Raw genomic sequence first — 19,333 nt, 5'->3', positions numbered from 1 at the left:
GGCCGTGCCAGATACCCGCGATCCGAGCGCCGACGCTCAGCCTGCGGGCGAGCCGCACAGCAGCCCCCACGCCGCCCCCCGCACTGCTACACCGCGGCTGCCGCACGCTCGGGCCTTCACCGCGCTGACGGCGCTCGTGCTCGCCGTCATGGCAGCACTCACGGTTCTCTCGGTCTCGACGCTCGGGTTCTTCGATCCTTCCGACGCCGGCGGAATCGTCTGGTACACGATCGCCCTGTGGCTGCTGTTCGTCGCTGTTGCACTTCTGCTGCGCCGAGTTCCGAGGCGAGCAGCCATCGTGCTCATCATCGCCGGGTCGGCCGTGCTCTCGGGCGCCGCGCTGGCCGGTCCGCCGAACACCAGCACCGATTCCGCGCGGTACGCGCTCGACGGCATGGTGCAGAACGAGGGCGTCTCGCCCTACACGTACGTTCCGGCCGACGACGCGCTGGCGCAGTTTCGCACGACCTGGCTGTTCGTTCCCGCCGTGAACGACAGCGCCGGGCATCCGCAGTGCCCTACCAGCCCGCGCATCGAGCGCTCGGTCTCGCTGCCGTCGTTCCAGGTCATCTGCACAGTCATCAACCGCCCGCAGGTGCACACGATCTACCCGCCCGGTGCCGAACTGTACTTCGCCGGAGTGCGGTTCTGGGTGCCGACCACCGCGGAGTACTGGCCGTTTCAGCTCACCGGCGCGCTGATCTCGGTGGGCATCAGCATCGTGCTCGTGCTCGCTCTGCTGCGCCGGCGAATGGATGCCCGCTGGGCCGCCCTCTGGGCCTTCAGCCCCTTCGTGGCGACCGAGGCCGTCACGAACTCCCACGTCGATGCCCTGGCGGCGTTGTTGCTCTTGCTCGCCACGCTGTTCGTCGCGCGAGGATCGGCGCCCGGCGCGGTGCGCGACCCCGGCGCCCTCACACCCGCGGCCTCCACCTCTCGCGCAGCCACAGCACGCACAGCACGCACCATCGTCGGCGGCGTGGTGCTCGGCCTGTCGATCGCGGTGAAGCTCGTGCCGGTGATCGGCGCCCCCGCGCTGCTGCGCCGGCATCCGCTGAAGGTCGCCATTCCCGCCATGCTGACCTTCGCGGTGTTGTACGTGCCCTACGTTCTCGCCACCGGAATCGCCGTGATCGGCTTTCTGCCCGGCTACCTCGCCGAAGAGGGTTACGACGACGGCAGCCGGTTCGCGCTGCTCTCGATCGTTGCACCGGGGCCGGTCGCCATCGTGCTGGCGGGCATCCTGCTGCTCGTGACCGCCGTGCTGGTGTGGCGGCGCACCGACCCCGAGAACCCCTGGCTCGGCCAGGTCGTCATGATCGGCACCACGATGCTCGTCGTGACCCCGCACTACTCGTGGTACGCCTTGCTGCTCGTTCCGTTCGTCGTGCTCAGCCGGCGGTGGGAGTGGATGGCCGTTCCGGCTGCCCTCACGGCCCAGCTTCTTGTTCCCACGCTCGCCGTCGCGCGAGTCTCCTTCGCCCTGGCCATCGTTGTAGTGCTCGCCGGCCTCGGCTATCGCACCTATTACCGTCGGGTCTATCGAACCTGAGCGCAACCTGTACGCGCAAACGGATTTCCAACCCTTTTCGGGCACCAGGCCGAACTCATGGTGTCAGGCAATCACCGACACCAACGGATCGGCCCACCGGGTCGCTCCCCACAGAAAAGGATTCCATCCCATGCGTAAATTCACCACCGCCGTTCTGGCCGTCGCTGCATCTGGCGCACTCGCCTTCTCGCTCGCCGCCTGCTCGTCATCGTCGACGTCGACCGCTTCGTCGCCCTCCGCTTCGACCTCCTCGACTCCGACTCCGGTCGCCTCGATTCCGAACCTGACCGGCGTCGACACCGAGGTGACCGTCGACCCCGGCTTCCTCGCCGCACTGAAGACGCTGAAACTCACGCCCGGCGTGCTCGGCACCGCGACCCTCTCCGACGCCGGCGTTCTCGCCTTTCCGATCACGGGCGGCAACGTGAAGTACTACGACCCGACCCAGTCCTACCGCCCGTACGTTCAGGGCAGCATCGAGCACGAAGGATCCGGCCTGTCGCTGACCGGTGGCGGCATCGAGGTCGACCTGACCAACTTCACGATCGACCCCGGCACCTCGAAGCTGTACGGTGACGTCGCAGCGAACGGCGCCTCAGTCGCCAAGCAGGCCTACCTGTTCAACCTCGACGGTTCGACGCTGAAGCCCCTGCAGACCTCGGGTGACACCGCCATTCTCGAGGGCACCACGGTCTATGTGTCGCCTGACGCTGCTGCACTGCTGAACAAGACCTACGGCACCACGGCCGTCACCGACAAGCTCGAGGTCGGCATCGCCAAGATCACGGTCAACACGAAGTAGCACGCACCTCACAGCACAGCACCATCCCCCGAAACGGGCCCCGCCATCACGGCGGGGCCCGTTTCGTTCGTGCACCCTAGACTCGTCTGGTGTCAGAATCAGGCTCCCCGTCGTCTTCTCCGTTCCTCCGTCTCGGGTCGCATGACGTGCCTTTCGACGCCTACCTGGCCGCACCGGAACTGCCGCTGGACGAGTTCAAGGGCGGCGTCGTGGTCATCCACGAGGTGTGGGGGCTCACTCCGCAGATCACCGGAATCGCCGATCGGTTCGCCGCCGCCGGGTACCTCGCGCTCGCGCCCGACCTGATGGGCGATGCCGCCCTTGACCCCGCGGTCGCGAGCGAACTGCAGCGGGGTCTCAGCGACGCCGACCCCGAGGTTCAGCGCGGTGCCCAAACACGACTCGGCGAGCTGATGGCGCCCGTCGCCGCACCGGAGTTCGCCACCCGGGCGCTGACCATCCTCATCGCCGCCGTCGAGTACCTCGAGAAACAGAACGGCATCGACGGGCGCATCGCGGTCACGGGCTACTCGTTCGGAGGCAGCTATGCCTTCAGCCTCGCGCTGGCCGAAACCCGGGTGCGGGCATCCGTGCCGTACTACGGCTACGCGAACTACAGCACCGAACTGCTGCGCGAGATCTCGTGCCCGATTCTGTACTTCGTGGGTCAAGACGACGCACCCCTGATGGATGCCCTGCCCACGCTGAACGCGCGCATGCGCGAATCGGGCACCAGCTTCACCGCTGTGGTCTACCCGGGAGCGGGCCACGCCTTCTTCAATGACTCGAACGAAGTCGCCTATCGGGCCGCCCCCGCAGAGGATTCCTGGCAGCGAACCCTGGCTTTCTTCGAAGAAGCTCTGTCTGGGCTGGATTAGACGCCGAAATCCTGTGCATTTGCACAGATCGCGCGAGAAGTTTGCGTTTGGCAACAAAATCCTGCGTATCGAACGGCGGCACCTCTCCGGGGGGTTAATACTGTCTACACAGCAATGCGCGGCGGGATGAACAATCTTCTTCCCGCGCGCATTTTTTTGTAGCCCCGTGTATATCTCCCGTGTGCACCCCACAAGAAGAGGAAGACGCCAATGCCGTCACTGCCCCGCATCGATGCGCGCCCGCGCACCAAACGTCTGATCGGGGTGACGGCCGCACTGGCGGCCTCCGCCTTCGTGCTCGCCGGTTGTTCCGGCGGCGGCAACAGCTCGTCGACGGGCGGTGCCTCCGCCAGCTCGATCACGGTCGGCACCACCGACAAGATCACCACGATCGATCCTGCGGGCTCCTACGACAACGGTTCGTTCGCCGTCGAGAACCAGGTGTACCCGTTCCTCATGAACACGCCGTACGGCAGCCCCGACGTGAAGCCCGACATCGCGGTCTCCGGCACCTTCACCAGCCCCACCGAATACACGGTGAAGCTCAAGTCGGGCCTCAAGTTCGCCAACGGCGACGACCTGACTTCGTCTGACGTGAAGTTCAGCTTCGATCGCGTGGTGAGCATCGCCGACGAGAACGGCCCCTCCTCGCTGCTCGGCAACCTCGTCAGCACGGCGGCGCCCGACCCCACCACGGTCGTCTTCACCCTGAAGACCCCCAACGACCAGACCTTCCCGCAGGTGCTCTCGAGCCCCGCCGGCCCCATTGTCGACGAGCAGGTCTTCTCAGCCACCGCGCTCACGCCCGACAACGACATCGTCAAGGGCAACGCGTTCGCCGGTCAGTACACGATCACGAGCTACGACTTCAACAATACGATTCAGTACAAGGCGAACCCGAACTACCAGGGCCTGCTCGGTGCGGCGAAGACCCCCACGGTGAACGTCAAGTACTACGCAGAGTCGGCGAACCTCAAGCTCGACATTCAGCAGAACAACATCGACGTGGCGTTCCGCAGCCTCTCGGCCACCGACATCGCCGACCTGAGCACGAACAGCAAGGTCAAGGTCGTCGACGGGCCCGGCGGCGAGATCCGCTACATCGTGTTCAACTTCAACACGATGCCGTACGGCGCAACGGCGACTGACGCCGACCCTGCGAAGGCCCTGGCCGTTCGCCAGGCCGTGGCCGATCTCATCGACCGGCAGGCCATTGCCACGCAGGTCTACAAAGACACCTATACGCCGCTGTACTCGTACGTTCCCGCGGGTCTGACCGGCGCCACCACGGTGCTGAAAGACATGTACGGCGACGGCAACGGCGGCCCGAGCCTCGACAAGGCGAAGGCTGCACTGACCGCCGCCGGCGTCACCGGACCGGTCACGCTCGACCTGCAGTACGTCTCCGAGCACTACGGCCCCTCATCGGCCGACGAGTACGCGCTGATCAAAGACCAGCTCGAGTCGAGCGGCCTGTTCACCGTAAACCTGCAGACCACCGACTACGTGCAGTACTCCAAAGACCGCACGAACGACGTGTACCCCGAGTACCAGCTCGGCTGGTTCCCGGACTACTCCGACGCAGACAACTACCTGACGCCGTTCTTCTCAGCCGACAACTTCCTCGCCAACCACTACAACAACACCACGGTGCAAGACGAGATCACGAAGCAGGTCGGCGAGACAGATCCTGCGGCTCGCACCGCCGAGATCGAAGACATCCAGAAGCAGGTGGCCGGCGACCTGTCGACCATCCCGTACCTTCAGGGTGCTCAGGTCGCCGTCGTCGGCTCGAACGTGAACGGCGCGGCTGACACGCTCGACGCCTCGTTCAAGTTCCGTTACGCGGCGCTGTCGAAGGGTTGAGTTCTCTCATCTCAGAGGCTGCCCCCGAGACCGCTGCAGAGTCGACAACGACTTTCAAGAAGCAGCGTAACGGGGGCGGCCTCGGCCGCTACATCATCGTTCGGTTCTTACTGATCATTCCGACGATCTTCATTCTGGTCACGCTCGTCTTCTTCTTGATGCGGCTGACCGGCGATCCGATCACGGCGGCCCTCGGCGGTCGCCTGAACGCTTCGCAGCTTCACGAGCGCATCCATGCCGCCGGTTACGACCGGCCGATTCTGGTGCAGTACTTCGAATACCTCGGCCAGATCGCCACCGGCAACTTCGGCACCAGCATCAGCGACAACCGGCCGATCACCACGATTCTGGTCACCTACGGCGCCGCCACGCTCGAGCTGGCGTTCTACGCGCTCATCGTGGCGTTCATCGTGGGCATTCCGCTCGGTCTTGTCGCCGCGTATTTCCGCGACAAGGGCCAAGACGCGGTGCTGCGCGTCTTCGCGATTCTCTGTTACGCGACACCGGTGTTCTTCGCGGGCATTTTGCTCAAGCTCATCTTCTCGGTGTGGCTGAACGTGCTGCCCGTGGCGGGCAGAGCCAGTACGGGCAGCGAGTTCGAGATGCAAGACCTGCCGCATACCACCGGCTTCTACCTCATCGATGCCTTTCAGACCGGCGACCCGGCCGTCATCAGCGACGTGCTGCTGCACGCGGTTCTGCCGGCCGTCACCCTCGGCCTGCTGACCGCGGGCATCTTCTTGCGGCTCGTGCGCACCAACGTCATCGGCACCCTGAACACCGACTACGTGGATGCTGCACGCTCGCGCGGCGTCAGCGAATACCGGCTCGTGCGCAAGCACGCCTACAAGCCCGCACTCATCCCCATCATCACCGTCATCGGTCTGCAAATCGCCCTTCTGCTCAGCGGCGCAGTTTTGACGGAGTCGACGTTCGAGTGGAAGGGACTCGGCTTTCAGCTGGCCCAGTACCTCGGCGCCCGCGACTTCGTCGCGGTGCAGGGCATCGTCGCCCTGCTCGCGGTGATCGTCGCCATCACCAACTTCATCGTCGATGTCGCTGCGGCCATCATCGACCCGAGGGTGAGGTATTGAGCATGACTGCAACGACAACTCCCCCCGTTCTGTCGTCGAAACCGCCTAAGCCCAGCCTGTTCAGTCGGCTTCCCGTCGTGCATCAGCTGCGGCAGAGCGTCGGGTTGCAGCGCGGAATGCTCGTCGCCGGGCTGATCATCACCGCGGTCTACGTGATCTGCGCGGTCTTCGCGCAGTGGATCGCGCCGTACGGTTTTGCTCAACTGCGCGACGCCAGCGGGCCGTTCGGCTCGCAGCAGCCGCCGAGCGCCAGCCACATCTGGGGCACCACGGTCGGCGGGTACGACGTGTTCTCGCGGGTCATCTGGGGCGCCCAGACGGCGCTCGAGGTGATGGTCGTGGCGATCATCCTGTCGATCTTCGTCGGTGTGTTCCTCGGGCTCGTGTCGGGCTACCTCGGCGGCTGGCTCGACCGGGTTCTCGTGGTGATCGCCGACGCGATCTACGCTTTTCCGTCGCTTCTGCTGGCCATCGTGATGTCGATCGTCATCTCGGGTGGTCAGTCGAACCTCTACGGCGGAATTCTGGCGGCCGCGATCTCCATCACGGTGGTCTACATTCCGCAGTACTTCCGGGTGATCCGGTCGGAGGCGGTGCGCATCAAGAGCGAGGCGTTCGTCGAGTCGGCCATGGTGATCGGGGCGTCGACGCCGCGCATCATGTTCCGTCATGTGCTGCGCAACTCGACCCGAACGCTGCCGCTGATCTTCACGCTCAACGCGTCCGAGGCGGTGCTGACTTTGGCCGGGCTCGGCTTTCTCGGCTTCGGCATCGAGCCGACGGCCGCGGCCGAGTGGGGCTATGACCTCAACAAGTCGCTCAGCGACGTGACCAGTGGCATCTGGTGGACGGCCATCTTCCCGGGCCTCGCCATCGTGCTCTCGGTGCTCGGCGTGACACTCGTCGGCGAAAGCCTGAACGACCTCGCCGACCCGCGCCTGCGTGGCCGTCGTGCGGTTGCTGCGGCATCGGGTTCGATTGCGGCGACCTCGGTTGTGCCGGGCGGGCCGCTCGAGGCGGGGCCGGGCGGACTCGCCGGGCTCGAAGACACCGAAGGAGGCGACGACCGTGACCGATGAACGATCTGCGGGTGAAACGCCCGCTGCGAGCAATGCGGCTGCGCTGAGCCCCGCGGCCGTCTCGGGCAGCGTCGATTCCGGTGCCGCGACAGCCACCCCCGTCACGCCCGTGGTCGACATTCGCGACCTCGAGGTGTCGTTCGCCACCGACGCCGGTGCCATCAAGGCCGTCGACCGGGTCAGCCTGCACGTGAACCCCGGCGAGGTACTCGCCATCGTGGGCGAGAGCGGGTCGGGTAAGACGGTTACGGCGAAGTCGATCCTCGGCCTGCTACCCGAGACCGCGACCGCGCGGGGCGCGATCGTCTTGACCAGCGCCGGTGTCTCGAACGACGTGGTTCAGCTTTCGAGAAAACAGCTGCGGAGCATCCGGGGCCAGCAGGTGTCGATGGTGTTCCAAGAGCCGTCGACGGCGCTCAACCCGGTGTACACCGTGGGCTGGCAGATCGGCGAGGCGCTGCGCGCGCACGGAAAGTACTCGCGCGCCGAGGCGAAGGCCAAGGCGATCGAGATTCTGGGCCGCGTCGGCATTCCCGACCCCGAGACGCGCGTCAACTACTACCCGCACCAGTTCTCGGGCGGGCAGAAGCAGCGCGTCGTCATTGCGCAGGCGCTGGTGCTGAACCCCGGTCTCATCGTGGCCGACGAGCCGACGACCGCGCTCGACGTCACCGTGCAGGCCGAGATTCTCGACCTGCTGCGCCGCTGCCGTGACGAGTTCGGTGCGGCCATCGTACTGATCACGCACAACATGGGTGTCGTGGCCGATCTGGCCGACCGGGTCGCCGTGATGTATCAGGGCGAGCTCGTCGAAGAGGCCGACGTGGTCACGCTGTTCTCGAGCCCGCAGGCCGACTATACGAAGCGGTTGCTCGCCAGCGTTCCGCACGTGGGGCAGGGTTCGCTGCAGACGGCGGAACGGGCATCCGGTCGCGACGCCGCGTGGGCCCAGGCCGCACCCGTCGTCACCGCCTCGGGCTTGCGCATCGAGTACCCCGGCCGCTTCGGGCGCAGCCCATTCGTCGCGGTCGACGGAGTGAGCTTCGAGATTCGCGCAGGAGAAGTGCTGGGGCTGGTCGGCGAGAGCGGATCGGGCAAGACCACCATCGGGCGTGCCATCGCGGGCCTGACTCGCGTCAGCGGCGGGTCATTGCAGGTGCTCGGGCACGAAATGAACGGCGTTCGCGAGCGAGCCTTCAAGAAGACCCGCAGCGACATCGGCTTCGTCTTTCAAGACCCGGGCTCGAGCTTCAACCCGCTGCTGACCATCGCCGACTGTGTGGCCGAGCCGCTCGTGGTGCACGGCCGGGCTCGGGATGCCCGCGGGGCCCGCCCCCGCGTCAACGAGTTGCTCGAAGCCGTGCAACTGCCCGCCTCGTACGGTGACCGTTTTCCGCACGAACTCAGCGGCGGACAGCGCCAGCGCGCCAGCCTCGCCCGTGCCCTCGCGCTCGAACCGACGCTGCTGATTGCCGACGAGCCCACCTCGGCGCTCGACGTGTCGGTGCAGGCGCGGGTGCTCGAACTGTTCGCTTCGCTGCAGAAGGAGTTCGGGTTCGCGGCGCTGTTCATCAGCCACGATCTCGCCGTCGTCGACCTGCTCGCGGATCGCATCGCGGTGCTGTATCGCGGCAAGCTCGTCGAAGAGGGCACGGGTGCCCAGGTTCTGGGTGCTCCCCAGCACCCTTACACGCAGCGGCTGCTCGCGTCCCTCCCCGTGCCCGACCCCGTGGAACAGGCCTCCCGCCGCGAGGCGCTGCGCGCCCTCCGCGCCGCCGAGCCCGCCTGAGCCGCTCGCGGGTCGCGCGGTGGGTGCTCGGCGCCTGCGCGGTAGTTCGGCGCCCGCGCGGTGGTTCGGCGCCCGGGCGGTCGTGCGATCCCTACGCGGTAGTTCGGCGGATGCGCGGTAGTTTGGCGCTCGCGCAGTATTTCGGCGCCCGCGCGGTAGTTCGAACTACCGCATTTGCGCCAAACTACCGCCGATCGGCCTTGTCCGCTCCGCGGTCGCGGTGCGTCTCCGCGGCATCCGCCGGGCTTGGCAAGATCGCACCCCTTCGAACGGGTGCCGTCTTGCCAAAGGGTGCGAAACCCAGGCTCAGTGACGCGGCGTCGCACCCACGGAATCGGAAGAAAGCGGCGACGACGCTCGTCGCTTTCTTCGTCTCCCGGCGCAACTACCACGGCGTCAAAACAACCGCCGGCAGCGCGCCGCAGAGGCGGCGGCGCACGAAATAAGCACGCGGCGGCGCACAAATCTATACAGCGTCGGCGCCCTCTTGGATCTCGGTGGGGCGATAGGTGTACTCGGCCGCGTCGGGGTCGAGTTCCCAGACGACTTCGGCTGGCTCGCCGTCGATGTCTGCGGTGCGCACGAGCGACTTCTGCGGCAGGCCCTCGATGAACTCGAGTTCGATCGATTCGGTGCTGCTGCCGCTGTCGAGAATGGCGGTGTAGACGGTGTCGCTCACGTGTTTCTCCTTGTCGATGTCGCCGGCGCGGGTGCACCCGGTCGATCTCTCTCGAGCCTATCGGCGGTGGTAGGCAGTCACGAGAGCTTGACGGATTGCATTGCTGGATCACTGAATCTGGGAGGATGCAGGTATGGCTTTCAATCCGTGGCGCACACTGCAGCACCAGTGGGGGCGCACGCTCAAGCCACCGGCTCCGGCGCCCGAGCGTGACGACGAGGAGGCCAAAGACACGGCCATTCTCACGATGTTGCGTGCCCTCGGTGTGGCGATGCTCGCCTCGAGCCAGGCAACCAATGATGTCGAAGCCACGCTCTACGAGATCGCTGAGATCTACAATCTCACGGGCATCCGCATAGCCGTGCTGCCGACCCTGGTCATCCTGCAGCTCGACGCGGTCGCGGGACCGGGCGAGGCTCCCGTGGCGGGAGCAGTGTCGACCGAAACCGGGTCGCAACGCGCCGTCGGCCCGCACACGAAACGTCCGCTCGGCCAGTACAGCGCCGAAGACCTGGTGGCAAGGCCGGGGCGCACCGACCTCGATACGGTCGCCACGCTGTCGATTCGGCTCGACCAGGCGGCCGCCATCGACGAGCTCGTGAACGACGCCCGCCGCGGCACGCTCGACCCTGATGCGGCGCTCGACAGGCTCGCGAGCATCCGTACCTCCCCGCCGCGATTCGGGCCGTGGATGACCGTGGTCGGCCACACCGTGCTCTGTCTCGGTTTCGGGCTGACGTTGAACCCCACCGCGGCCGCCATTCCCGCGTACATTCTGCTGGGCGCCATCGTGGGTGGGCTGCTGCTGCTCGGAAAACGCCTGCCCACGCTCGGCAGCGCGATGCCGGTGTTCGCCTCGTTCATCGTCACCGTGATCACCACCCTCTTTCTCGCCGGGGCAGCGGGCGACAGCCCGCTCAAGCTCATCGCTCCGGCGCTCGTGAGTTTCTTGCCCGGACTGACACTCACGGTCGCGTCGATCGAGCTGACCAGCAACCAGATCATCGCCGGGGCCAGCCGCGTGGTCTACGGGGTCGCGCAACTGCTGCTGTTGGCGTTCGGTGTGATCGCCGGGCTGACCGTGACCCACGGCGGCACCGAGGTCGTGACCAGCCACGGACTCGGCTGGTGGTCTGCGTTGGCGGGGGTCGCGCTGGTCGGGGTGGGATTCGTGTTCTTCTTGTCGGCGCCGAGGCGATCGTTCCTGTGGATCCTCGTTGCCCTGTTCGCGTCGTACGGCGCACAGACGATCGGGGCGATATTTCTGGGACCGCTGCTGTCGGGTTTCGTGGGCGCGCTCGTGGTCGTTCCGCTGGCGTTGTTTCTGACGCGGTTTCGCACCGCACCGCCTGCGACCGTCATGATGCTCGCGTCGTTCTGGCTGCTGGTTCCCGGCGCGCTGGGGTTCATCGGCATCAGCGAAAGCGCGGGCGGAACCTCGGTGAGCTCGGGCGCGGCAAGTGTAACGACGCTCGTCAACACGGGTATCTCGCTGTTCTCGATCGCCCTGGGCATACTCGTGGGCACGGGCCTCACCCGCGACTTCACCCGCTCCCGCCGCGTGCCCTCCTGAGCCCCCCTCCCTCTTCCCCTCCCCTCGCCACCTTGCCCCCCCTCTGAGATCGACTTTGCGAAAAGGCCCCCAAACCCGCGATCTTGGGGGCTTTTTCGCAAAGTCGATCGGGTGGGAGGGGGAGAAAGTTAGAGGGGCAGGAGGAAGCCGTCAGTTAGGAGGTCGCGCATGCGCGGAAGTACGTCGACGAGCAGCTCGAGCTCATTCACGTCGAGCAGGTGGGCGATGGCGCCGCAGATCTGGCCGATGGTGAGTTCGCCGTCGCAGGCTCCCACGAGCGCGGCGAGTGCCGTGCCGAGCGGCACCGTGCGCGCGAATCCGCTGCCCTGGCGCAGCGTCATGACGGTGGGGTTCTCTTGGCCGGGCCAGTAGTGGCGCTCTTCGGTGACGTCTGGCGCGTAGGTCACGGTCGAGGCGAGCAGGGCCTCGTCGCTCTTCGACTTCTGCCAGTCGTAGCCCTCGAGGCTGGTCTGAAAGTACTGCCCGAGGCCCGCCGGATTCGACCCCCGCGCGCCGCTCAGCTCTTCGAAACGGCGCATCGGGGGCGATCCGGCGGTGCTGTTGCGGTTGTTGCGGTTGTTGCGCAGCAGCACGTAGCCGAATCCGACGTGCGAGACGCCCCGCGCCTCGAAGTCGTCGAGCCAGGCAGCGTACAACTCGTCGAATTCGGGGGTGCCGGGGCGGGTGCCGCCATCACGGATCCAGGTCTCGGCGTACTGCGGAGCATCCTGCAGCTCGCGCTCGATGACCCAGGCGTCGAGGCTACTGCCCTGCAGCCAGTCGCGCACTCGGTCGAGTCCGTCGGCGGCGCCTGAGGCGGCGGCCGGGGTCGCGGCGCGCGGGGCCGCGGCGCCCGCAACGGCGGCGCCCGAGGCGGCGACGCCAGTCGCGGGAGCGGCAGGACCTGCCGCCGATACCGCACCAACTCCCGACACGGCAGCACCCGAGGCGGTGGCGCCGGTCGCGGGAGCGGCCGACCCTGCGGCCGATACCGTACCGGTGCGGTACTCCCAGTTGCCGAGCAACTGCGCGATTCCGCCGGGCGCGAGGTGCTCTTCGCAGCCCCGGATGACCGTTGCCACCAGTTCATCGCCCACGAAGCCCGCGTCGCGGTACTCGTACACGGGCACTCCTTCGCGGCGAGGAGTGATGACGAAGGGCGGATTCGACACGATCTGGTCGAAGCGCTCCCCCGCGACCGGCTCGAACAGGCTGCCGAGCCGAAACTCGATGTTGTCGATCGCGTTGAGCTCGGCGTTCAAGCGAGCCAGATGTAAGGCTCGCTCAGAGATATCAGTAGCGATCACCGCGCGGGCGTGCCGCGAGGCGTGCAGGGCCTGAATGCCGCATCCGGTGCCCAGGTCGAGCACCCGGCCCACGGGTTGGTTGATCATGAGGCCGCTGAGGGTGGTGGATGCTCCCCCGACCCCGAGCACATGGTCTTCGTCGAGCGGGCGGCCGCCGAGGGCCACCTCGCCGAGGTCGGAGGCGATCCACCAGCTGCCCGCGCCGAAGGTGTCGACGAAGCTGTAGGGGCGCAGGTCGAGCAGGGCGACGAGGGTGTCGGGCGCGGTGGCGAGGGTGTCGGGCGCGGTGGTGCCGGTTTCGGGCGCGGTGGTGCCGGTTTCGGGCGCGGTGGTGCCGGTTTCGGACGCGGGCGCGGTGCCGTCGGCGGGCACGGCGCCGTCGGTTTCGGGCGCGGTGGCGCCGGCGCCGGAGGCAGCGGTGCGGGGGTCGGGCGCGGTGCCGTCAGCGGGCACGGCGCTGTCGGTGGGCGGCGATGCGGCGGTGGCGCGCGCATCGGCGAAGGATGTCGCGGCGGAAGCACGCATGTCGGAACCGGCGGGCGCGGTCGTAGACGCCGCGGAAACGGAGGAGCTTTCGGGGGCGTGGCCGCCTATAGCGGGTTCCCCCTCGAAATCTTCGCTGTTTTTCGCGACCGGGGCGCCGGCAACGACGGTCGGAGCCGGTGCAGGTGCAGCAGGAGCAGGGGCACGGGCGGCCAGGGCGACGGGCGAAGCAGAAGCACGAGCAGCAGCAGCAGCGGCGGCAGCAGCGGCCGGCGCCGGCGCCGGGCCGACGAGGCCCAGCTGCTCGGCGCCCGCCGAACCGAGGGTGGGGAGCGCGGCATCCACGTCGGCCCGGGGCACCGGCACGTTCAGCACGAACAGGGCGGCGAGCGTCTCCGCCCGCGACAGCGCGAGGCCGTCACGCCGCCGCCGCCGGAGAGCGCGAATGGCCGGCAGCCTTTGCCCGCGAAAGAGGGCCGCCGCGGCATCTTCGCCCCACAGCTCACCCACCGTCTCGACGCTGAACGACGACGTGACCAGGTCGCGCCGTAGCGCTGCTATCAGGGAAGAACTCACCCCTCCATTCAACCTCAGTCGCGCACCGCGCTCGCGCGACGGCAACAACGCGAGCGGCGGCGGCACCAGCAGCGCTGGCAGCGCCAACACCACCAGCCCGCGCTCAGGAAACGCGCACAGAAGCACAAGACACGAGAAAACTCAGCAGTTCTGTCGCATCGGCCGTCTCGAAGAGCGTGTCGAGCGCCAAGTTGTACTCGAGTCGCCTCGCGAAGGGAATGTTGGTGGCGTCGAAGCCGTGCGTCATGAGTTCGCCCGTCATCAGGAGTCGTGCGGTGCGCTTGTTGCCGTCGAAGTAGAACTGGTACCGCGTGGCGGCGGCGTTGTAGACGAGAGCGCGCTGTCGGGCATCCGGAATCGTGGCGAGGTGGCCGAGTAGGTTCTGATGCAACTCGACGAGCGTCTCGCCGTTCGCCCCGGCATCGAGGCCTTCGACGAAGCCTCCATTCGACAACCGGACAGAACCGCCACCGTGAACGCTGCCCTGGCCCCGGAAGTGCCCTGATTCGATGGACTCGTGGAGGGCGAGCTCAGAGTGAAGTCGGTCAGAGGTGACCTTGTCGAGAGCGAAGCCGCCTGTTGCGACCATCTCGTCGAGCGAGCTGTAGGCCTCGCTGAGCGCCAGAATCTGCCGCTCGTCGTCGGTGCGCCGACCACCGACCGTGACGCCGTCGAGCAGAGTGCGAACTTCGGGCAGGGTGAACGCGTTGCCTTCTAAGGCGGCGGTGTTCCAGATGAGTTCGGGTAACCGGGCACGAAAACGCGCGCGAGCCCGATCGGTCGTTGACGCCGTGATCGGCGAGAAGTCGACCTCGCCCCAGGTGATTCCCGTGAGATCGAGTTGCTCTCGTCGACGAGCGGCGTCGTCTCGTGCCGGAAGCGAACCCGTCGGCCGCCGAGCGGCTACCGTGGATCGCCGTTGCACATACTCGCTGGCGGTCTGCGCCCAACCCCTGCCAGCGCCTCGGGCGCCAGTTGCGCGGCTCGGCTCTTTCGAATCGCTCACCAGGTGCTCACAATTTCCCGTGCTTGAGCCGCGGAGTCGCCGCCGATAGCAAAGCAGTCGAGCATGATCTGCAACGGAGCCGCAAACGTGATCGCGTCGAAGTCGAACGAGCCTGTGAACAGCTGCGATTCGGCCGCGACAATTGTGACTGTTGCGATGGCCGGGTGCGGCACGACGCGCAACGACTCGTGCAGCAGGCTGCTGACGAGGGTGACATCACTGGTCCAGAGAAGAGCGTGCCCCTCGAGGACCGCTTGGCGAGGAGGCAGATCGATGCCGGGCGACCCGGAAATCGCCCACTCGGAGGCGGTATTCGACGCCGCCGACGCGAGCATTCCGGTCGTCGTTCGACCGGACAGATGAACGGCACCCGGGCGCGCCAGCGGATTCGACGCGGCACTGGCCGCGAGAACGACCTCGAGCGGGCTCTCTTCCGGCGCCAACCGAGTGAGGCGTGCCGCCCATTCGACTGAGTTCGGGTCGAGAGAGGCATAACCGCTTTCGAGAAGCAGGCGCGCGCCGGCGGCAGCATGCGGGTCACTGAGCGCCTGGGGCTCGAAGTTCAGGTCGAACCCGCAGGCGATGGCGATTTCACGAAGCGTGCCGACAGTAGGGTCGGCCAGGCCGCGCCGGATGCGGTGGATGGTCGACGCCGACAGTCCGGAGCGTCGCGCGATTTCGGCAGCACTGAGACCAGACGCGGTCATCCAGGCGTCGAAAATCTCGAATCGTTGCATATATGCAATTCTATCGCCAGACGTTGCATAAATGCAACGTAACCACAACCGCCACCGCCCGAGTCAGATCGACTCGAGCCCGTCGTAGTCGAAGCCCACTTCGCCGTGCGGATGCGCGTGGATGATCGCCCGCGCTCCCCCGAGCGAATCCGTATACTCGTCGAGCCGCTCGATGGCGGCGAGCGCATCAGCGCTGAACTCCTCGCCGATGGCGGCGTGCCCGACCTCTTCGACACGGCTGACGATAGCCGTCGACGGGCCGGCGACCAACCGCACCATCTCGACCTGAAAACCACCCAGCGACCGGCGGCCGGCCAGCGCGTGGCCGGCCCGACCGACGCGGTTGAGGCTGGCGCGGCCGGCTCGACCAGCGCTGCTGATGCCCGCGCGACTGAATCCGGCCCGACCTGCCCGGCTGAGCCCGGCGCGGCCTTGGTTGGCACGGCTGAGGCCCGCGCTCAGGGCTCCGCCGAGCATCCGCCCGCCCTGCCGCACGTGAAAGACCGGAATCTCGACAGCCGCTGACGTGTGGTTGACCCCCAGCGCGGCGATGAGTCGCAGGAGCGCGTCGGCGACGCCGTCTGACGTGACGAACGATTCGCCTGCGTACGAAATGCGTCTCATCGCAATACTCTCTCGCGGTGCCGACGATGCGGCAAGCTGTTGCGGAGGGCACGTCTTGTGGTTATAAGCGACACATTTTGCGTCAGTCGACTCGTCTCGGTGCCGCGCTCGGCCGCCCTTCGCTCGCCTAGAATCGTGCCATGACACAGGCGCAGAAACTCGGCCTCAAGCCGGGTCTGCGAGTCTGTCTCGACCAGGCGCCGGGCGGGTGGATGCTCGACACTCCGCCCGCGGGTCTCGTCGAGGTTTCGGCAGCGGAGCCCGCCGACATCATCGTCGCCTTCGTGCGGCGGGCCGCCGAACTGTCGCCCCGCATCCCCAGCCTGGCGCGGCGTGTGTTTCCCGCTGGTGCACTCTGGATCGCGTGGCCGCGCAAAGCCGGCGGCCACGTCAGTGATCTCGGCGACGCGGTAGTGCGCGGGGCCGCGCTCGAGTTCGGTCTGGTCGATGTGAAGGTGGCGGCGCTCGACACCGACTGGTCGGCGCTGAAGTTCGTGTGGCGGGTGGAGAACCGCGGGGTCGGCGCGGCGCCCACCGCGCCAGGCGAGAAGAGGAGCTGACCGTGGCTGGCATCCGTTACGAGTTCGAAGCCGAGCTGTACCAGTGGGCGGCGCGGCGCGAGAAGTGGGTGTTCGCCCGCCTGCCCGACGACATCAGCGCCGAGATCACGGATCAGCCGCACCCGCCCGCCGGCTTCAATTCGGTCAAAGTGCAGGTCACGCTCGGCGCGTCGCGCTGGTCGACGTCGATCTTTCCCGACGGTTCGGCCTACGTCGTTCCGATCAAGGCTTCGGTGCGGGCATCCGAGCGCGTCGACCTCGGCGACACCGTGCGCATCGGAGTAGAAACGCAGATGTGACGCGACTTGCGCGATCGACTGCGCGGTTGCCGCCACGCCACCCCGTGCGGAGGACCGGCGCCGAGAGCGACGTTTTCGGACGAGATGAGCCGCCGGGGCGGTCGCTCTGGTCCGAAAACGTCGCTCTCGACGCCGCTCGCCGGGTTAGGCCACCGCGGGGGCGGGGGCGGCGGCGCGCGAGGCCGCCGACGGAGAGGCGCCCACCTCGGTGACCTTGCCGCCCTTGATGTGCAGGCGGCGCTCGGCGCGACGGGCGACGGCGGAGTCGTGCGTCACGATGATGAGCGTCAGGCCCTGGTCTCGCCAGAAACTTTCGAGCAGGTCCATGATCTCGTCGCGAGTACCCTCGTCGAGGGCTCCCGTCGGCTCGTCGGCGAGCAGAACATCCGGTGACTTCACCAGCGCACGCGCAATGGCGACGCGCTGCTGCTGCCCGCCCGACAGTTCGGCGGGCAAATGCGATTCACGCTCCGCCAGCCCGACGGACTCGAGTGCCTCGTGAGCACGACGACGACGATCGGCCGCCGAGACAGGCAGCGGGGCAAGCGCTGTCTCGACGTTCTCGAGCGCGGTCAACGTCGGAATCAGGTTGAAACCCTGAAACACGAACCCGATCTCTTTCGCACGGATCTCGGCCAGCTTGTGATCCCCCAGCTTCGACAGCATCGACGCCCCGAGCTGAACCTCTCCGGAGGTCGGCCGGTCGAGCGCGCCGAGCATCTGCAGCAGGGTCGACTTGCCTCCACCGGTCGGCCCCTGGATGGCCACCATCTGCCCGTCGGGAATGCTCAGCGTCACGCCGTCGAGCGCCGTGACCTTTCGTTTTGAAGCGTTGTAGGTCTTCGTGACGTTCTTCAGTTCGTACATGTGCTTTTCTCCTAATGAATTCGTCTGGTTCCGGATGCCCGTGGTACTAGCCGACCGACCGCAGCGCCTCAGCGGGCCGCAGCCGGGCTGCACGCCAGCCGCCGATTGCGCCTGCCAGCAGTCCGCCCAGCACAGCCAGCCCCACGGCGATGAGGATGATGCCGATCGTCACCGGCGCCTGCAGCGCCACCGTGGTGGTCGAAGCGGCGGCCTGCGCAGCAGCGCCGAAGCCACCACCGCCGGGGCCTCCGCCCGCGCCGCCGGGGCCACCGGCAGCAGCCGTGGTCGAGGCAGCCGAACCGCTCAGCGTCGGGGCGATGATGTTCACCACGAGAATGCCGACCAGCCCGACGGCGATACCGATCACCCCGCCGATGAGGCCCTGCACCACCGATTCACCGGCGACCTGGCTCACGATGCGGCGGTTGCTCCAGCCGACGGCCTTCAGTGTGCCGAACTCACGGGTTCTACGGGTGACGCCCGAGATCGTGAACAGAATCGCGATCAAGAAGGCCGCAGCGAGAACGAGAAGCGACAACCACGTGCCGAGGTTCGCGATGAGCGACGACGCGGTGGAGAGTGATCCCGAGACGGTCGATGCGAGGTCGGCCTGCGTCGAGACGGTCGCGTCGGGCAGGGCGGTCTGCAGCGCGGCCGCGACCGCATCCACATCGCCCGAGTTGGCGGCGGTGACGTAGATGTTGCTGATCATGCCGGCGTTGCTCGAGAGGGTCTGAGCGACGTCGAGCGGAATGTAGGCGTTCGAGGCAGTGACGCTGTCGGAACCCGTCGATGAGACGGTGCCCACAATGGTGAAGGTCGTTCCGCCGATGTCCATGGTGCCGCCGGTGGCGAGCGAGGCCGAGGTGGCGTAGCTGCTGTCGAGAACGACGTTGTCGGTGCCGACATCGGAGGCGTCGAGCAGGCGGCCGGTGGCGAGGGTCACGGCCGAGAGCGGGCCGACGGAGCTCCCGGTGGGGTCGAGGCCCAGCACCGTGAAGCTGTTGACGTCGAACGCGCTTCCGCCGGCGCCATCCGCGCCGCCCGTCGGCATCGTCTGAGTCGAGTCGGTACCCGAGCCGGGCGCAGCGCCGGCGCCGCCGGTCGAGCCGGAGGCGGACTGGTCGGGCAGTTGCCCGCTGAAGGTCTGGTTGGTGAGCGAGAGCGTTCCCGTCGCGGCCGAGACGCCCGACGTGCCCTGCACGGTGGCGAGTGCGGTGTCGGCGAAGACCGTCTCGGTGCGGCTCGCGGTGAGGGTCGACTGCGCCAGGGTCGTCGTGCCGCCCGAGGTCGATCCGGATCCCGAGCCGAAGTTGAACTGGCCGCCGGGGTTCGCCCCCGCGGTCGGTGCGGCCGCCGCCTGGCTGATCGTGATGTCGGTGCCGACGCCGTAAACCGACTGCAGCACCGAGGCCTGCGCGCCCTGCACGCCGGCCGAGATCGAGTTGACCAGAATGACCAGGCCGATCGCCAGGGCCATGCCGATCGAAATGATGATGGTCTGTTTTCGCCGATTGACGAGCTCTCGCCTGAGGTATGTACCGAACATGGGGCTCCTTCGT

The 19,333-nt window shown here is 67.3% G+C and carries 16 protein-coding genes and 3 pseudogenes; 10 read left to right on the top strand and 9 right to left on the bottom strand.

Features of this window, described 5'->3' with window-relative positions; all coding sequences use genetic code 11:
* Nucleotides 1-4: 4 nt before the first annotated feature.
* The 7 genes from LQ955_RS02640 (at nucleotide 5) to LQ955_RS02610 (ending at nucleotide 9,060) form a co-directional block, all read left to right on the top strand.
* The gene (locus LQ955_RS02640) at nucleotides 5-1,552 is read left to right on the top strand and encodes a glycosyltransferase 87 family protein (protein ID WP_231026691.1); all 1,548 of its coding nucleotides are present in this window, start codon (nucleotides 5-7) and stop codon (nucleotides 1,550-1,552) included.
* A 130-nt stretch (nucleotides 1,553-1,682) separates the two neighbouring features.
* Nucleotides 1,683-2,354 carry a hypothetical protein gene (locus LQ955_RS02635; protein WP_231026690.1) on the top strand — a complete coding sequence of 224 codons (672 nt, stop codon included), beginning with the start codon at nucleotides 1,683-1,685 and terminating at the stop codon, nucleotides 2,352-2,354.
* Nucleotides 2,355-2,443: 89 nt separating this feature from the next.
* A complete protein-coding gene (locus LQ955_RS02630; protein WP_231026689.1) occupies nucleotides 2,444-3,232 on the top strand; it encodes a dienelactone hydrolase family protein in 789 nt (262 codons plus the stop codon).
* 210 nt (nucleotides 3,233-3,442) lie between these two features.
* A complete protein-coding gene (locus tag LQ955_RS02625; RefSeq protein WP_231026688.1) occupies nucleotides 3,443-5,098 on the top strand; it encodes an ABC transporter substrate-binding protein in 1,656 nt (551 codons plus the stop codon).
* The gene (locus tag LQ955_RS02620) at nucleotides 5,095-6,192 is read left to right on the top strand and encodes an ABC transporter permease (protein ID WP_231026687.1); all 1,098 of its coding nucleotides are present in this window, start codon (nucleotides 5,095-5,097) and stop codon (nucleotides 6,190-6,192) included. Before LQ955_RS02625 ends, LQ955_RS02620 begins: the two co-directional genes overlap by 4 nt.
* 2 nt (nucleotides 6,193-6,194) lie before the next feature.
* Entirely contained in the window at nucleotides 6,195-7,271 is a 1,077-nt protein-coding gene (locus LQ955_RS02615; RefSeq protein WP_231026686.1) for an ABC transporter permease, read from the top strand.
* A gap of 109 nt (nucleotides 7,272-7,380) precedes the next feature.
* Nucleotides 7,381-9,060 (top strand): dipeptide ABC transporter ATP-binding protein, encoded by a 1,680-nt coding sequence (locus LQ955_RS02610; protein WP_231028237.1) that lies wholly within the window; start codon nucleotides 7,381-7,383, stop codon nucleotides 9,058-9,060.
* Between the two features lie 466 nt (nucleotides 9,061-9,526).
* Here LQ955_RS02610 and LQ955_RS02605 read toward each other — a convergent pair whose 3' ends face one another.
* Nucleotides 9,527-9,739, bottom strand: coding sequence for a hypothetical protein (locus LQ955_RS02605; RefSeq protein ID WP_231026685.1), 213 nt, complete (start codon nucleotides 9,737-9,739; stop codon nucleotides 9,527-9,529).
* A 133-nt stretch (nucleotides 9,740-9,872) separates the two neighbouring features.
* Here LQ955_RS02605 and LQ955_RS02600 point away from each other — a divergent pair, with 133 nt between their 5' ends.
* Nucleotides 9,873-11,312 carry a threonine/serine exporter family protein gene (locus tag LQ955_RS02600; RefSeq protein ID WP_231026684.1) on the top strand — a complete coding sequence of 480 codons (1,440 nt, stop codon included), beginning with the start codon at nucleotides 9,873-9,875 and terminating at the stop codon, nucleotides 11,310-11,312.
* Nucleotides 11,313-11,440: 128 nt separating this feature from the next.
* Here LQ955_RS02600 and LQ955_RS20300 read toward each other — a convergent pair.
* The 6 genes and pseudogenes from LQ955_RS20300 to LQ955_RS02580 all read right to left on the bottom strand — a co-directional run.
* Nucleotides 11,441-11,752 (bottom strand): annotated as a pseudogene (locus LQ955_RS20300) (DUF7782 domain-containing protein); the annotation flags it as partial.
* Nucleotides 11,753-12,307: 555 nt separating this feature from the next.
* Nucleotides 12,308-12,859: pseudogene (locus LQ955_RS20295) on the bottom strand (methyltransferase); the annotation flags it as partial.
* A 522-nt stretch (nucleotides 12,860-13,381) separates the two neighbouring features.
* A pseudogene (locus LQ955_RS20290) lies at nucleotides 13,382-13,678 on the bottom strand (DUF7059 domain-containing protein); the annotation flags it as partial.
* A gap of 103 nt (nucleotides 13,679-13,781) precedes the next feature.
* Nucleotides 13,782-14,684 (bottom strand): Fic family protein, encoded by a 903-nt coding sequence (locus tag LQ955_RS02590; RefSeq protein ID WP_231026682.1) that lies wholly within the window; start codon nucleotides 14,682-14,684, stop codon nucleotides 13,782-13,784.
* Entirely contained in the window at nucleotides 14,681-15,421 is a 741-nt protein-coding gene (locus LQ955_RS02585) for a helix-turn-helix domain-containing protein (protein ID WP_231026681.1), read from the bottom strand. The genes LQ955_RS02590 and LQ955_RS02585 overlap by 4 nt, the downstream gene beginning before the upstream one ends.
* Nucleotides 15,422-15,484: 63 nt before the next feature.
* Nucleotides 15,485-16,045, bottom strand: coding sequence for a hypothetical protein (locus LQ955_RS02580; RefSeq protein WP_231026680.1), 561 nt, complete (start codon nucleotides 16,043-16,045; stop codon nucleotides 15,485-15,487).
* Nucleotides 16,046-16,185: 140 nt separating this feature from the next.
* On the opposite strand from LQ955_RS02580, the gene LQ955_RS02575 reads away from it, so the two are divergent.
* Both LQ955_RS02575 and LQ955_RS02570 read left to right on the top strand, forming a co-directional pair.
* Nucleotides 16,186-16,605, top strand: coding sequence for a DUF3052 domain-containing protein (locus LQ955_RS02575; protein ID WP_231026679.1), 420 nt, complete (start codon nucleotides 16,186-16,188; stop codon nucleotides 16,603-16,605).
* A 2-nt stretch (nucleotides 16,606-16,607) separates the two neighbouring features.
* Nucleotides 16,608-16,904, top strand: coding sequence for a DUF1905 domain-containing protein (locus LQ955_RS02570; RefSeq protein WP_231026678.1), 297 nt, complete (start codon nucleotides 16,608-16,610; stop codon nucleotides 16,902-16,904).
* Nucleotides 16,905-17,048: 144 nt separating this feature from the next.
* Here LQ955_RS02570 and LQ955_RS02565 read toward each other — a convergent pair whose 3' ends face one another.
* Nucleotides 17,049-17,771, bottom strand: coding sequence for an ABC transporter ATP-binding protein (locus tag LQ955_RS02565; protein WP_231026677.1), 723 nt, complete (start codon nucleotides 17,769-17,771; stop codon nucleotides 17,049-17,051).
* 46 nt (nucleotides 17,772-17,817) lie between these two features.
* The gene (locus LQ955_RS02560) at nucleotides 17,818-19,320 is read right to left on the bottom strand and encodes an ABC transporter permease (protein WP_231026676.1); all 1,503 of its coding nucleotides are present in this window, start codon (nucleotides 19,318-19,320) and stop codon (nucleotides 17,818-17,820) included.
* Nucleotides 19,321-19,333 lie beyond the last annotated feature (13 nt).

Origin of the sequence: Subtercola endophyticus, assembly GCF_021044565.1 — a bacterium.
Classification (GTDB): domain Bacteria; phylum Actinomycetota; class Actinomycetes; order Actinomycetales; family Microbacteriaceae; genus Subtercola; species Subtercola endophyticus.
Note: the sequence above shows the minus strand (reverse complement) of the source record. Positions and strands in the feature narration are given on the sequence as shown.